Below are 13210 nucleotides of genomic sequence, written 5' to 3'. Positions count from 1 at the left end.
ACTCACGCTTCCCGGAGCTGTTGCCAGATCAAGAAGTACGCGCGGTGGACGACGTGCGCGACGCGGCTCTGCGCCGGTGTCGCCCCGAAGGAGGCGAAGGAACGCCACCAGCCCGCGCGCTCGAGCGCGTGCGCGGTCAGTTCCGGCCGCGGGGCGCCGGGCTTGCCGAGCTGGGCGCCGATGTCGGCGTTGCTGCCGACCCGCAGCACCTCTTCCGACAGGTCCTCCGGCATGTCGACCGCGCCGGAGGCGACCAGCGTCAGCGCTTCGAGCAGCCGCAGCTGGTGGGCCTCGGGCTTGGCGAGCAGCACCTCGATGGCGTCGTGGACGCGCTGGCGTTCCGCCGGGTCGGCCGAGGCGTGCGCGAGCGCGGTCACCGAGGCCAGCGCCGCGGCCGCCTTGATGCCGTCGGCGCGCGCGGCGAACACCACCGCCAGCCGCTGCCGGACCGCTTCCAGGCCGGACGCGTCGAGCAGCGCCCGCCGCAGCGCGCCCGCCGTGATCTCCGGTTCCTTGCGGATGGCCTCGACGGCGTGCGAGACGCCGAAGAGGTCGAGCTTCTCCAGCAGCCGCAGCCGGGTGCCCGACGGGACGTCGCACTCCCAGCTGGTGAAGATGTCGGCCGAGATCAGCATGGTCTGCAGGACGTCGTCGTCGAGGACGGCGAGCTGCCGCAGGGCCTCGGCGTCGGCGGACGTGAACCCGCCGGACTCGGCGGACTCGGCGATCAGGCCGATCACCGGCAGCACGTCGGCGACCCGCGGTTTCAGCGTCGACGCCTGCTTCTCGGCCAGCAGCGTCGCGGCCTTCCAGACGTCGCCGCCGGAACCCTCGACCGACTCGGGTGCGATCGTGTCGGCCTTGTTCAGGACGGCGATCGCGTTGACCGGGCCTGCCTCGCGGCTGGCCGTGGCCGCGGTGAAGGCGGCGAGGGCCTGCTGGTCGTCCGCGCGGACGCCCTGGGTGACGACGTAGAGCACAGCCTCGGCGCCGGCCACGGCGTTGCGCGAGGTGTCGTCCAGCTCGTCCGAGCCCTCGTCGTCCTCGTCCTTGCGGTGCTTCGCCGCGCCCAGCAGCTGCTCGGTGCGGGACACCGAAGCGGCGTCGAGCGAGCCGAGACCGGGGGTGTCGATCACCGTCATGCCCTGCAGGACGGCGTTGGTCAGGTACGCCTCGATGTGCGACACCCGCTCGATGTCGACGCCCAGCTCGGCGGGGATCATGCCGTCGGCGGCGAACGGGAGCACCTGCTTGCGGCCGTCGGTGAAGACGATCTCGACGCGGTCCACCGTGCCGTACTGGAACCGGGTCACCAGCCGGGTGCACTCGCCGATGTCGGTCGGCGCGACCCGGCGCCCGATCAGCGCGTTGACCAGCGTCGACTTGCCCGACTTGATCCGGCCGGCGACGGCCACCTGCAGCGGCGCCCCGAGCCGGCGCAGCACCTCGGCGAACCCGGCGGCGGTGCGCGCGGAGACCTGCGGCTGCAGCCGGTGGCACAGGTTGGCCACCGACATCGACAGCGGGCCCGCGAGCCGGCCCTGCTCCGGTGACGTCACGGCCCCCAGCCCTCCCCCGACATGCGGACAACCCGTGCGGACAACCCCTGAATCGTGCCATGCGCCTCATCCCCAGGTCGCACCGAAGGTGGTACCGCCGACCGACGCGCGCTCCCGGCCGGGCGACCTAGTGTTGGGTGGTGCGACGGCTGAGCCTCTGGATGCGTGCCCACCCCATGGCGGGCGACACGGTGCTCGCCGTCCTGCTCGGCCTGGTCGACATGCTGCTGTTCGTGGCCGACGGCTTCGCCGAAATCGCCGAAATGCCGCCGTGGTACATCGCCGCGCCGGTGAACGTCGCCATGGTGGCGCCGCTGGTGTTCCGGCGGAAGTCGCCGCTGTGGTCGGCGTACGTCGTGCTGGTGATCGGTGTCGTGCACGGGACGCTGCAGCTCGGCGTGTCCAGCGTCGCCGCACTGGCGATGAGCATCTATTCGGTCGTCGTCTACGCGGGGCGGCGGCAGGGGCTGGTGTACGTCGGCGCCGTCGTCGCCGGGTCGGCCGTGCAGCTGGCGCTGGGCCCGGCGGACGAACTCGTCGTCTCGGCGCTGTTCCTGGCGTTCGGGATCGCCCTGTGCTGGACCCTCGGCGAGTTCGTCGGAGCCCGGCGCGCCTACGACGTGGAAGTGGAGGCCAGGTTGCACCTGCTCGAGACCGAACGGGACCAGGCCACCCGGATCGCGGTGGCCGAGGAGCGCGGGCGGATCGCGCGCGAGCTGCACGACGTCGTCGCGCACGCGGTGAGCGTCATGGTCGTGCAGGCCGACGGCGCGTCGTACGCGATCCAGAGCAACCCCGAGCTCGCTCAGCGGGCCCTGCAAACGATTTCCGAGACCGGCCGCGGCGCGCTCGGCGAGCTGCGGCGCCTGCTGGACGTGCTGCGCAGCGACGACGCCGACGGCGAGCCACGGGTGCCGCAGCCGGACGCGCACGCCGTCGCGGAGCTGGCCGACCGGATGCGCACCGCCGGGGTGCCGGTGGACCTGGAGCTCGGCGAGCTCGGCGACCTGCCCGCCGGCGTCTCGCTGGGCATCTACCGGATCGTGCAGGAGTCGCTGACCAACACGCTCAAGCACGCCGGGCGCGGCGCGACCGCGTCGGTGCGGGTGCACCGCACCGGCGACCTCGTGGAGGTGCTGGTGTCGGACGACGGCGCCGGCCGCGTCCCGCAGCTGGTCCCGGCCGGGCGCGAACCGCGGCTGCCGGGCGGCAACGGCCTGATCGGCATGCGCGAGCGCGCGCACGTGTACGGCGGAACGCTGGACGTCGGCCCGGCTCCGGGCGGTGGGTGGCAGGTCCGCGCGGCCCTGCCGGTTAGGTTGGACAAGTGATCCGGGTGGTGGTCGTCGACGACCAGGAACTGATGCGCGTCGGGTTCCGCATGGTGCTGGGCGCGCAGGCCGACATCGACGTCGTCGGCGAGGCGGGCGACGGCGCGCAGGCCATCGAGCTGGCGTCGCAACTGCGGCCGGACGTCGTGCTGATGGACGTCCGCATGCCGGTGCTGGACGGCGTCGAGGCGACGAAGCGGATCGTCGCCGCGGGCACCGCGCGGGTGCTGGTGATGACGACGTTCGACCTCGACGAGTACGTCTACGCGGCCCTGCAGGGCGGGGCGAGCGGGTTCCTGCTGAAGGACACCCAGCCCGACCACCTCGTGTCGGCGTTGCGCGCGGTGGCTTCGGGCGACGCGGTGGTGTCGCCGTCGGTGACGCGCCGCCTCCTGGACCGGTTCGTCGGCACCGGCGGCTCGCCGATGCGCGACACCGCCGAGCTGGACGTGCTCACCGACCGCGAGCGCGAGGTGCTCGTGCTGATCGCCAAGGGCATGTCGAACCTGGAGATCGCCGAGACGCTGTTCCTGTCCGAGGCGACGGTGAAGACGCACGTCGGGCGGATCCTGGCGAAGCTGGAGCTGCGGGACCGGGTGCAGGCGGTGGTGCTGGCCTACGAAACCGGTCTCGCCCGCCCCGGCCTCGCTTAGCGGTAGGCGTCCGGCGGGGTCGTCGCCGGGTCCTTGCCCGCGTTGCGGACTTCGGTGAGCCAGCGGCCGAAGTCCGGGCGGTCGCCGTCGATGTCCGTGTAGCCGTACTCCTTCATCAGCGTCCAGGACGCCAGCGTCCGGCCGGCGAAGCGGGCCACCTCGGGGTCCTGCGCCAGGGCCGCCACCCCGCGGGCCAGCAGGTACGGCGTCTCGGAGATCTTGAAGTCGACCGGGGCCAGCTTGCCGACCGCGTCGCGCCAGTTGGCTTCGGTGACCTCGAAGTGGTCGAGCATCGACTCCGAGCGCAGGAAGCCCGGCGTCACCGCGAGGCCGACGCAGTCGTTCTTCTGCAGCTCGACGCCGAGAGCGCGGCCGAGGGCGCGGATGCCGCACTTCGCCAGGTAGTAGGGGAGGCCCGCGCCGACGTAGTCGTCGTTGTCGCCGTCGGTCACCTCCAGCACCAGGCCGCGGCGGGCGACCACCAGCGGCAGCAGCCGGTGCAACGCGATCAGGTGCGTGTCGAGGGCGTTGTGCGTCAGGTTGAGCGCGTCTTCGAGGGGTGTCTCCCAGAACGGCGCGTCGAAGTGGAAGTACATGTCACCGCCCCAGACGTCGTCGACCAGGATGTCGATTCCGTCCACTTCGGACTCGATGCGCGCCCGCAGCGCGTCCACGTCGGACACCGACGTGAAGTCGCAGCGGACGGCGACGGCCTTGCCGCCCGCCGCCTCGACCAGTTCGCCCGTCTCCTCGATCGTCTCCGGGCGCTGCATCGGTGACACCGTTTCGCGCGTGGTGCGGCCGGTGACGTACACCGTCGCGCCCGCGCGGCCCAGCTCCACCGCGATCGCGCGCCCGCACCCGCGCGTCGCCCCCGTGACCACGGCGACCTTGCCCTGCAAACTCATGGATCCTCCCGTCCCCGCCACGCGGACAGCACCGCGTCGACGTCCTCCGCCAGCCGGTCGGCCAGCCGCCCGTGCGGCCGGATCGACCAGTCGATCGACACCCCGTTGATCACGCCGAGCACCGCGCGGGCCGCCCGCGGCGCGCTCGGTGCGTGCGGCAGCGACGAAGCCGCCGCCCGCACGAGCCGCCGCAGCTCTTCTTCCACCGCCGTGAAGTGCTCGCCCAGCAGCGACCGCAGCACCGGGTCGCCGATGTCCACGCCGAGCTGGCCCAGGTGGTTGGCCGCTTCTTCGGCGTCGCCGAGCACCGCGTAGACCGACACCGCCGCGGCGCGCAGGCCGTCGACCGGGTCGTCCGCCCGCTCGGCGCACGCTCGCATCTGCTCGACCGCCCGGTGCGTGGCCCGCCGGCTCATCGCCTGCAGCAGGCCGCTCTTGGAGCCGAACCGCTGCGCGACCGTGCCGACCGAGACACCGGCTTCGGCCGCCACCTGCGCGAGCGTGAACCCGGGGCCGCAGCGGCCGATCACCGTCTCGGCCGCACTCAGCAGCCGTTCGTCGGTGATGCTCCTCGGCCGGGCCACCGCATTATTGAACCACAGTTCATTAATTCGGTCGAATCAGGGTCGACTCAGGGTCATCACGGATCGCGCATCGGCCGAAGAGCCAGCAAGGTACTACTCAGGTAGGGGGACCGGTTCGGCCTCCAGGGTGACGCGCGAACCGCCTCCGACCCGCGACGATGAACGCGTCGTAAGCGAGGGGCGGAAGAGGAGCAGTCATGATCGAGGCAACCGGCCTCACCAAACGGTACGGAAAGACGCTGGCGGTGAACAACCTGTCGTTCTCCGTGGCCGCGGGCCAGGTCACCGGCTTCCTCGGCCCGAACGGCGCGGGCAAGTCCACCACCATGCGGATGATCCTGGGCCTGGACAACCCGACCGGCGGTCAGGTCACCATCGGGGGCAAGAAGTACCACGACCTGAAGGAGCCACTGCGCACCGTCGGGGCGCTGCTCGACGCGAAGTGGGTGCACCCGAACCGCTCGGCGCGGGCCCACCTGCTGTGGATGGCCAAGTCGAACCGCATCCCGGCCGGCCGCGTCGACGAGGTCCTCGAGACGGTCGGCCTGACCAGCGTCGCGGGCAAGCGCGCCGGCGGGTTCTCGCTCGGCATGTCGCAGCGGCTCGGCATCGCCGCCGCCCTGCTCGGCGACCCCGAGGTGCTGCTCTTCGACGAACCGGTGAACGGCCTCGACCCCGAGGGCATCCTGTGGATCCGGAAGTTCATGCACCGGCTGGCCGAGGAAGGCCGCACGGTCTTCGTGTCGAGCCACCTGCTTTCGGAGATGGCGCTGACCGCGAGCAACCTCGTGGTGATCGGCCGGGGGCAGCTGATTTCGCAGTCGTCGACCGAGGAATTCGTCTCCCGGGCCGCCGAGAACACGGTCAAGGTGCGCTCGCCGCAGCTGGCCGAGCTCCGCGACGCCCTGCAGCGCGCCAGCGCCGGGGTCACCGGCGACGAGAAGGCGCTCGTGGTGTCCGGGATGGACAGCGACAAGATCGGCGAACTCGCCGCCGCCAACCGGATCGTGCTGCACGAGCTGAGCCCGCAGACCGGCTCGCTCGAGCAGGCCTTCATGCAGATCACCGGCGACTCCGTCGAGTACCACACCGGCCTCGACGCCGAGGCGCAGCACGTGCTCGAGTCCGCCAAGTAACCGGGGAAACCAAGACCATGAACCTGCTCGCCGTGGAACGCATCAAGCTGTTCTCGACCCGCTCGCCGTGGTGGTGCGCGCTCATCACCCTGGCACTGGCCATCGGCTTCGCCGCCATCTTCTCCGGCGCGTCGCCCGCCGACGAACCGGTCACCGTGGGCGCCACCCAGTTCGGCGGCTCCCAGTTCGGCATCGCCGTCGTCATGGTGCTCGCCGCGCTCGCGGTGACCACCGAATACCGCTTCAACACCATCCGGACGACCTTCCAGGCGGTGCCGCACCGCTCGCCGGCGCTGGTCGCCAAGACGATCGTCGTCGCGCTCGTCGCACTGGTGATCGGGGAGATCGCCGCGTTCGGCGCCCTCGGCCTCAGCATGCTGATGCGGCCGAACGACGGCATCGGCCTGCACACCACGCAGGACTGGCTGAACGTCGCCGGGCTCGGGCCGGTGTTCGCGGTCGCCGCCGTGCTCGCCGTCGCGCTCGGGATCCTCGTCCGGCACAGCGCCGGCGCGATCGCCCTGCTGCTCATCTACTACTTGGCCGTCGAAGAGCTGGTGCAGCTCATCCCGAAGGTCGGGCACCACATCCACGAGTGGCTGCCGTTCAACGTGGCGAACAAGTTCCTGCGCGGCGCCGCCGGGGGCGACGGCCCGCCGCCGTCGGATTCGCCGCTCAGCCCGGGCTGGGCGCTGGCGTACTTCGCCGGCATCGCGCTCGTGTTCCTGCTCGTCGCGCTCGGGGTCGCGAAGAAGCGGGACGCCTAGGGGGTAACAGGGGAAAAGGGGAGAACACCGGATCCGGGTCGCGCTGTCGGGGGGGCGACCCGGATCCGGTGTTCCGCAGTAGGCTCGCCGGTGACGGACGGGGGAGCCCATGATCGAAGCGACGGCACTGACCAAGCGGTACGGCACCACCACCGCGGTGGACGCGCTGACCTTCACCGCCCGTTCGGGGCGCGTCACCGGTTTCCTCGGCCCGAACGGGGCCGGCAAGTCCACGACGATGCGGCTGATCCTCGGCCTCGACACCCCGGACGCGGGCCGGGTGCTCGTCGACGGCGTCCCGTACCGGGAGCTGAAAGATCCACTGAGGACGGTCGGCGCGATGCTGGACGCCACCTGGCGCCACCCCGGCCGCAGCGGGCGTGACCACCTGCGCTGGCTGGCCGCGACCAACGGCATCCCGGACAAGCGCGTCGAAGAGGTGCTCGGGCTGGTCGGGCTGACCAGCGTCGGCAAGACGCGCGTCCTGCAGTACTCCCTCGGCATGCAGCAGCGGCTCGGGATCGCCGCCGCCATGCTCGGCGACCCGCGCGTGCTGTTGTTCGACGAGCCGGTCAACGGCCTCGACCCCGAGGGCATGGCCTGGATCCGGCAGCTGCTGCACGCGCTGGCCGCCGAAGGCCGGACCGTGTTCGTGTCCAGCCACCTGCTGCCCGAGATGGCGCAGACCGCGCAGGACCTCGTGGTGATCGGCCGCGGTCGGCTGATCTACCAGGGCACCATGGACGAGTTCATCGCTCGGACGAGTGAACACGGCGTGCGCGTCCGCACCCCGCACGCCGACCGGCTGCGGACGGCGCTGACCGGGCAGGCCCAGTTCACCGAAGCCGACGGCGCCTTCGTGGTGTCCGGGTTGGACAGTGACCGGATCGGGCAGCTCGCCTTCGACGCCGGCGCGACGCTGCACGAGCTGAGCCCGGTCACCGGCTCGCTGGAGCAGGCGTACCTCGACCTCACCCGTGACGCCGTCGAGTTCGCGGTGTCGTCCCCGGAGGCCTCCCGATGATCACCAACCTCCTGCGCGCCGAGCGCATCAAGCTGTTCAGCACCCGGGCGCCCTGGTGGTGCCTGGCCATCGCGCTCGTCGCGCCGCTCGGCTTCACCGCGCTGTTCTTCGCGCTGGCCGGCCCGGAGATCCCGCCGACCGTCGGCAACACCCAGCTGGCCAGCGGCAACGGCCGCACGGTGCTGCTCGTCCTCGCGGTGCTCGCGACCGCGTCGGAGTTCAACTGGGGCACCATGCGGCTGACGTTCCAGGCGGTGCCGAGCCGGGTGCCCGCGCTGGTGGCGAAGGTCGCGGTCGTCGGCGTGCTCGGCGCGGTGCTCGGGCTGGTCGTCGGCTTCGGCTCCTGGGGACTGGCGTCGCTGGTGCAGCCGGACGCCGACCTCGCGCTGCATTCGGCCGCCGCCTGGCGGTCGGTGCTGGGCCAGAGCGTGGTCTTCCTGTTCACCGCGGTCGCCGGCGTCGGTGTCGCGCTCCTGCTGCGCAGCGTCGCCTTCGGGCTGACGGTCGTCCTCGTGTGGACGCAGGTGCTGGAAGGTGTCCTCGTCTTCGTCCCCGGCATCGGCAAGCACGTCTACCAGTGGATGCCGTTCCACGCCGCCGACGAGTTCGTCGGAGCGGCGGGCTTCGCCACGGGGCCGCTGCAGCTGCCCTCCGCGCCGCTCGGCCCGTGGGGGTACCTCGGTTACTTCGCCGCGATCGCCGTGGCCCTGTTCGTGGCCGGCGTACTCGTGACGGCACGGCGCGACGCCTGAGCGTGACCGCGGTCTCATTACCGCACAAATCCTTGTTAACAAAAGGTGAAACAGCTGTGGCTTCTCTCACAGCGGCCGGACATACTGCTACGACCAGGCAATATTCGAAGTGAGCACCGGAACCGTCTGAGCTCCCCTGGAGGTGAATCTTGACGGTGGACACCGGGCAAGAATTGGGCGGCACGATTCCCCGAGCCCGCGTCGAAGGCGACGCTACCCGGCTCGAACCCATGCTGGACCTCGAATGGTCGCGGGCGATCGAACTCCCGCAGGCCGCCATGACGGCGGCGACACCCGCCGAGCTCCGCCGGGCGTGGGTGCACCGCGCGCCCGAAGACAGCGTCCTGGCCCTGTTCCGCGCCTCCTCCGGGATGGCGGGGCCCATCCCCGCGCCGTGGTGGCTGCGCGCGGTCGCCGACGGCAAGCTCGATTCGCGGGAACAGGGTTTCCGCGTCGAGGACCGGATCGCGCAGTTGCTCGGCCCGCGCCCGGGCTGGGAATTCGTCCCGTGGGCCGCGGACGGCGAATCCGGCTACTGGGAGTTCATGCCGTCCGAACGCGGGAAATCGGGGCACGCGATTCCCACGACGGTGATGAACACCGACCGGCACACCGGCTGGATCGACGTCCTGCCCGCGCACACGGGCCGCACGCCGGACCCGATCCCGGTCGCCGGACTGGCCGGGCTGCGATCTCGTCTCGGGGTGTTCGAAGCCGTTCGTTAACCTCTCCCGTTGTGGAAAAGGAAGACGGACGTCGGCTGCGCAGCGTGGTCAGTTACGTCAAGCGCGGTGGCCGGATGACCGTCGGGCAGCAACGGGCGTGGGACGACCACTGGCCGCGGCTGGGCCGCACGGTGAGCGAGCTGCCGGACGGGCCGCTCGACTTCGCCGGGTGGTTCGGCCGCGAAGCGCCGGTGATGCTGGAGATCGGCTCGGGCATGGGCGAGACGACCTCGCAGCTGGCCGCCGCGGCACCGGAGCTGAACTACGTCGCCGTCGAGGTCTACGACCCGGGCCTCGGCCAGCTGATGCTGCGCGCCGAAAACCTGGGTGTGGAGAACCTCCGGCTGCTGCACGGTGACGCCGTCGTGCTGCTGACCGAGCACGTCGAGCCGGACTCGCTGCACGGCGTCCGGCTGTTCTTCCCGGACCCGTGGCCGAAGAAGAAGCACCACAAGCGGCGGATCGTGTCGCCGTCCTTCGCCGCGCTCGTCGCGTCGCGGCTCGCGCCCGGCGGCACCTTCCACATGGCGACCGACTGGGAGCACTACGCCGAGCAGATGCTCGAGGTCTGCTCCGCGGAGCCGGCGTTGAAGAACCGGTACGAAGGCTGGGCACCGCGGCCGGAGTGGCGGCCGGTGACCAAGTTCGAGCAGCGCGCCGAGGTCGAGGGCCGCGTCTCGCACGACCTGATCTTCGAGAAGCGCTGAAATCGCTGAAGGGGACTCTCTCCGGATCCCCTGCGGAGAAAGTCCCCTTCAGCTCACCACCCCCGGTGTCCGCCCCTCCCCCGACAGGAGGGCGAACGCCTATTCCTCGGCCAGCGGCTCCGCCTGGACCCGCTTGAGGGCGGGCGTGCAGACCGACGCGCCGAGCAGGGCCACCCCGACCCCGAGCACCACCGGCGCCAGCAGCCACGGGCTGAGCACGATGCCGCGCTCGTCGACCATGCTGTAGAGCCCAACGCCGACCAGTACCCCGACGATTCCCGCGCCGATGGTGGCGACCAGCGCGGGCAGCGCGGCCTCCATCCGCAACGCCCTCGCCAGCACCCGCACCGGGGTGCCCGCGGCCATCAGCGCCCCGAACGTGCGGCGGCGGTCCATCACCGAGCCCGCGGTCGCGACGGCGGCACTGCAGCCGGCCAGTACCCCGGCCGCGAGCAGCCCGATCACCGTCACCCGGCGCAGATCGCCGAGCTCGGTCTGCTGGTTGAACAGGTACTGGTCGCGGCTGCCGATCTCCACGCCCGCGGCCGGCGCGGCGAGCGCCGTCCGGACGACCTCCCGGTTCGCGTCGGTGGTCGGCGCGACGACCGTGACGTACTTCGGCGTGAAGCCGTCCGGCAGCGCGGCCGGGTCGACGATCGACGTGGTCGACAGGTCCGCGTCGGCGGGGTGGAAGACTTCCGCCCGCGTCCCCGATTTGACGGCCACCGCCGGGCCTTCCCAGTTGTCCGCGAGCCGGTACTGCGCCAGGTCGAGCGCCGAATCGCCGAAGACGGCCGGGCCGCCCGAGCAGTTCTCCGGCGTGAGGCCGAACCGGGTCAGCTTGACGGCGTCGGCGCAGGTCATCACCAGCGCGCGGTGGCCGTAGCGGTTGTTGCCCGTGCCCTTGACGAGGTAGACCTCGCCGACCGCGACCGCCTTCTCGCTCTGGCCGTACTTCTGCAGCGAGGCGTTGGCCTGGTCGACGATGGCGCCCGCGTGCCGGCTGTCGGTGTCGACGTAGAGGACCGAATCCTGGAACGACCGGCCGCCGCCTGCCATCGATTCGAACGTCGGCAGCAGCGTCAACGCCATCGACCCGGCGAACACCGCGAGCACGATCCCGGCGGACGAGCGGTAGGCGCCTTTCGGGTCGTCACGCAGGCGGCGGCCGGCGAGCAGCGCGGACGGCCGCCGCCAGACCCGGACGAACGTGCCGCCGACCGCCGACGTCACCCACGGCCCGACGATCGCGGCCGAGCCGACCAGGAAGAACAGGCCGGCCATGACGAACCCGATGCCGCCGTACTCCTTCGCCGTCGTGACCGCGACCAGGAAGAACGCCCCGGCCGCGGGCAGGGCCAGCAGCCGCCACCAGTGCAGCGGCTTCTTCGTGTGGCCGCCGGTGGCGAACAGCGGGTTCTTGAGGACGCGGCGCAGGCCGAGGACACCGGCCAGCACCACGAGCACCGGGATGGCCACGACGACGGCCACCGTCAAGCCCACCGGCAGCGCGAAGTCGGACGCGAGCCAGGTGCCGCCCGCCCACGGCACGAACGACGCGAGGCCGTGCAGCGCCGGGCTGATCAGCAGGCCGAGCAGCGCCCCGATGCCCGCCGACAACGTCGTCTCGGCGGCCACCATGTTCGTGACCTGCCCGGGGGTCGCGCCGGCCAGCCGGATCGCGGCGAGCCGCCGTTCCCGCCGGGCCGCGGTCAGCCGCGCCGACGACGCGACCAGCACCAGGCTCGGCACCAGCAGCACGATGATCCCGACCCAGGACAGCAGCATGAGCAGCGGGTCCGGGCTCGCCTTGCCGATGGGGAAAGCCGTCAGCGGGTAGGCGTTCTCCGGCATCGCGTCCGGCGTGTGCCCGACGAGCGCGACGAGCTGTTCCGGGAAGCGGAGGGCACCCTCGCCGAGGGCACCGACGGGCTTGCCGAACCGGTCCCCGAGCCGCGCGGCCGGGTTGGCCTGCAGGAGCCGGCCGAGCGCGGGGGACACGACGGTCTCGCCCGGCCCCGGCAGTTGCGGCACGCCCGGCGGCAGGGCGACCGACCCCGCACCGGCGACCGGCGCGATGTCGACGCGGACGATCTGCTGCCCGTCGAAATAGTCCGTGGCGGAGTTGAACAGCAGCTTCTGCGGGCCGTCGAGCTGGTAGCCGACGTGGTGTTCGCCCTGCCAGATGGCGCGCTGTTCGCGGTTCTGGGTGGCGAACGGCAGCGTCGCCAGCAGCAGCACCAGCCCGGTCGCGACGGCCACCCCGATCGCGGTGAGGATCGCCGACGTCCGGGTCCGCCGGTCCACCCGCAGCACCCGCAGGGCGATCTGGAGGGAGTTCACGCCGCCAGCCTCGTCGCGATCAGGCCGTCGCGGATGGCGACGGTCTTCGGCATCGACTCGGCCAGCTCGCGGTCGTGGGTCACCACGATCACCGCGGCGCCGGTTTCGTGGGCCGCGCCGAGGAGCGCGTCCATCGTCTCGCGGCCGGTGCGCGTGTCGAGCGCGCCGGTCGGCTCGTCGGCGAAGATCACCTTCGGCCGGTGGGTCAGCGCCCGCGCGATCGCGACGCGCTGGGCCTCGCCGCCGGAGAGCTCACCGGGACGGCGCTTTTCCTTGCCGGCCAAGCCGAGGCGCGAGAGCCAGACGCGGCCGGCGTCGATGGCCTCCTTGCGCCCGAGCCCGGCCAGCAGCGACGGCAGCGCCACGTTTTCTTCGGCCGACAGCTCCGCGACCAGCATCCCCGACTGGAAGACGAACCCGAACTCGGTGCGGCGCAGCTCGCTGCGCTTCTTCTCGCCGAGGTGGTCGATCCGCTGCCCGGCCAGGAAGATCTGCCCGTCGTCGGCCCGCAGGATGCCGGCCAGGACGTGCAGCAGCGACGTCTTGCCCGAGCCGGACGGCCCGACGATGGCGACGGCGTCCCGCGGCTGGATGTCGATGTCGATGCCGGCCAGGGCGAACTGGCTGCCGTAGCGCTTCACCAGCCCGCGGCCGGAAAGCACCGGGCCGTTCGTCGCGTGTGGAGTGTTCGGGTCCACGAGGTTCTCCCTCTCGGTTCGGA

The 13210-nt window shown here is 71.8% G+C and carries 13 protein-coding genes; 8 read left to right on the top strand and 5 right to left on the bottom strand.

The annotated features are described in order from the left end of the window. Positions 1 to 2: 2 nt before the first annotated feature. Positions 3 to 1517 (bottom strand): dynamin family protein, encoded by a 1515-nt coding sequence (locus tag ACLJPY_RS09005; RefSeq protein ID WP_410587633.1) that lies wholly within the window; start codon positions 1515 to 1517, stop codon positions 3 to 5. Between the two features lie 218 nt (positions 1518 to 1735). On the opposite strand from ACLJPY_RS09005, the gene ACLJPY_RS09000 reads away from it, so the two are divergent. Both ACLJPY_RS09000 and ACLJPY_RS08995 read left to right on the top strand, forming a co-directional pair. After that, the gene (locus ACLJPY_RS09000; RefSeq protein WP_410587632.1) at positions 1736 to 2890 is read left to right on the top strand and encodes a sensor histidine kinase; all 1155 of its coding nucleotides are present in this window, start codon (positions 1736 to 1738) and stop codon (positions 2888 to 2890) included. Continuing rightward, positions 2887 to 3543, top strand: a complete 657-nt coding sequence (locus tag ACLJPY_RS08995) for a response regulator (protein WP_410587540.1) — start codon at positions 2887 to 2889, stop codon at positions 3541 to 3543. The genes ACLJPY_RS09000 and ACLJPY_RS08995 overlap by 4 nt, the downstream gene beginning before the upstream one ends. Here ACLJPY_RS08995 and ACLJPY_RS08990 read toward each other — a convergent pair. Together ACLJPY_RS08990 and ACLJPY_RS08985 are read right to left on the bottom strand one after the other, a co-directional pair. Further along, on the bottom strand, positions 3540 to 4451 hold the full coding sequence (locus tag ACLJPY_RS08990) for an SDR family NAD(P)-dependent oxidoreductase (RefSeq protein WP_410587539.1): 912 nt from the start codon (positions 4449 to 4451) through the stop codon (positions 3540 to 3542). The genes ACLJPY_RS08995 and ACLJPY_RS08990 overlap by 4 nt on opposite strands. Further along, positions 4448 to 5035: a TetR/AcrR family transcriptional regulator gene (locus ACLJPY_RS08985; protein ID WP_410587538.1), complete on the bottom strand. Its 588-nt coding sequence runs from the start codon at positions 5033 to 5035 to the stop codon at positions 4448 to 4450. Before ACLJPY_RS08985 ends, ACLJPY_RS08990 begins: the two co-directional genes overlap by 4 nt. 197 nt (positions 5036 to 5232) lie before the next feature. Here ACLJPY_RS08985 and ACLJPY_RS08980 point away from each other — a divergent pair, with 197 nt between their 5' ends. The 6 genes from ACLJPY_RS08980 to trmB all read left to right on the top strand — a co-directional run bounded on the left by ACLJPY_RS08980 (position 5233) and on the right by trmB (position 10146). Beyond that, a complete protein-coding gene (locus ACLJPY_RS08980; RefSeq protein WP_410587537.1) occupies positions 5233 to 6171 on the top strand; it encodes an ABC transporter ATP-binding protein in 939 nt (312 codons plus the stop codon). Positions 6172 to 6188: 17 nt separating this feature from the next. After that, the gene (locus ACLJPY_RS08975; RefSeq protein WP_410587536.1) at positions 6189 to 6938 is read left to right on the top strand and encodes an ABC transporter permease; all 750 of its coding nucleotides are present in this window, start codon (positions 6189 to 6191) and stop codon (positions 6936 to 6938) included. 109 nt (positions 6939 to 7047) lie between these two features. Beyond that, complete coding sequence (locus tag ACLJPY_RS08970) at positions 7048 to 7962, top strand: ABC transporter ATP-binding protein (protein ID WP_410587535.1); 915 nt, start codon at positions 7048 to 7050, stop codon at positions 7960 to 7962. Continuing rightward, the gene (locus ACLJPY_RS08965) at positions 7959 to 8714 is read left to right on the top strand and encodes a hypothetical protein (RefSeq protein WP_410587534.1); all 756 of its coding nucleotides are present in this window, start codon (positions 7959 to 7961) and stop codon (positions 8712 to 8714) included. Before ACLJPY_RS08970 ends, ACLJPY_RS08965 begins: the two co-directional genes overlap by 4 nt. Before the next feature lie 173 nt (positions 8715 to 8887). Further along, entirely contained in the window at positions 8888 to 9439 is a 552-nt protein-coding gene (locus ACLJPY_RS08960) for a hypothetical protein (protein WP_410587631.1), read from the top strand. A 74-nt stretch (positions 9440 to 9513) separates the two neighbouring features. After that, positions 9514 to 10146, top strand: coding sequence for a tRNA (guanosine(46)-N7)-methyltransferase TrmB (trmB, locus tag ACLJPY_RS08955; protein ID WP_410587630.1), 633 nt, complete (start codon positions 9514 to 9516; stop codon positions 10144 to 10146). 99 nt (positions 10147 to 10245) lie between these two features. Here the strand turns inward: trmB and ACLJPY_RS08950 are convergent, their stop codons facing one another. Continuing rightward, entirely contained in the window at positions 10246 to 12489 is a 2244-nt protein-coding gene (locus ACLJPY_RS08950) for an FtsX-like permease family protein (RefSeq protein ID WP_410587533.1), read from the bottom strand. Further along, complete coding sequence (locus ACLJPY_RS08945) at positions 12486 to 13187, bottom strand: ABC transporter ATP-binding protein (RefSeq protein ID WP_410587532.1); 702 nt, start codon at positions 13185 to 13187, stop codon at positions 12486 to 12488. The genes ACLJPY_RS08950 and ACLJPY_RS08945 overlap by 4 nt, the downstream gene beginning before the upstream one ends. Positions 13188 to 13210 lie beyond the last annotated feature (23 nt).

Source organism: Amycolatopsis sp. lyj-23 (genome assembly GCF_046549135.1).
In the GTDB taxonomy this organism is placed as follows: domain Bacteria; phylum Actinomycetota; class Actinomycetes; order Mycobacteriales; family Pseudonocardiaceae; genus Amycolatopsis.
This window is presented reverse-complemented; position numbering and strand designations above follow the sequence as displayed.

Bases quoted from the DNA above. Each gene is read 5' to 3' on its own strand.
- ACLJPY_RS09005 (WP_410587633.1), bottom strand. From the start codon at position 1,517: ATGTCGGTGGCCAACCTGTGCCACCGGCTGCAGCCGCAGGTCTCCGCG.
- ACLJPY_RS09000 (WP_410587632.1), top strand. From the start codon at position 1,736: ATGGCGGGCGACACGGTGCTCGCCGTCCTGCTCGGCCTGGTCGACATG.
- ACLJPY_RS08990 (WP_410587539.1), bottom strand. From the start codon at position 4,451: ATGAGTTTGCAGGGCAAGGTCGCCGTGGTCACGGGGGCGACGCGCGGG.
- ACLJPY_RS08980 (WP_410587537.1), top strand. From the start codon at position 5,233: ATGATCGAGGCAACCGGCCTCACCAAACGGTACGGAAAGACGCTGGCG.
- ACLJPY_RS08975 (WP_410587536.1), top strand. From the start codon at position 6,189: ATGAACCTGCTCGCCGTGGAACGCATCAAGCTGTTCTCGACCCGCTCG.
- ACLJPY_RS08970 (WP_410587535.1), top strand. From the start codon at position 7,048: ATGATCGAAGCGACGGCACTGACCAAGCGGTACGGCACCACCACCGCG.
- ACLJPY_RS08965 (WP_410587534.1), top strand. From the start codon at position 7,959: ATGATCACCAACCTCCTGCGCGCCGAGCGCATCAAGCTGTTCAGCACC.
- trmB (WP_410587630.1), top strand. From the start codon at position 9,514: ATGACCGTCGGGCAGCAACGGGCGTGGGACGACCACTGGCCGCGGCTG.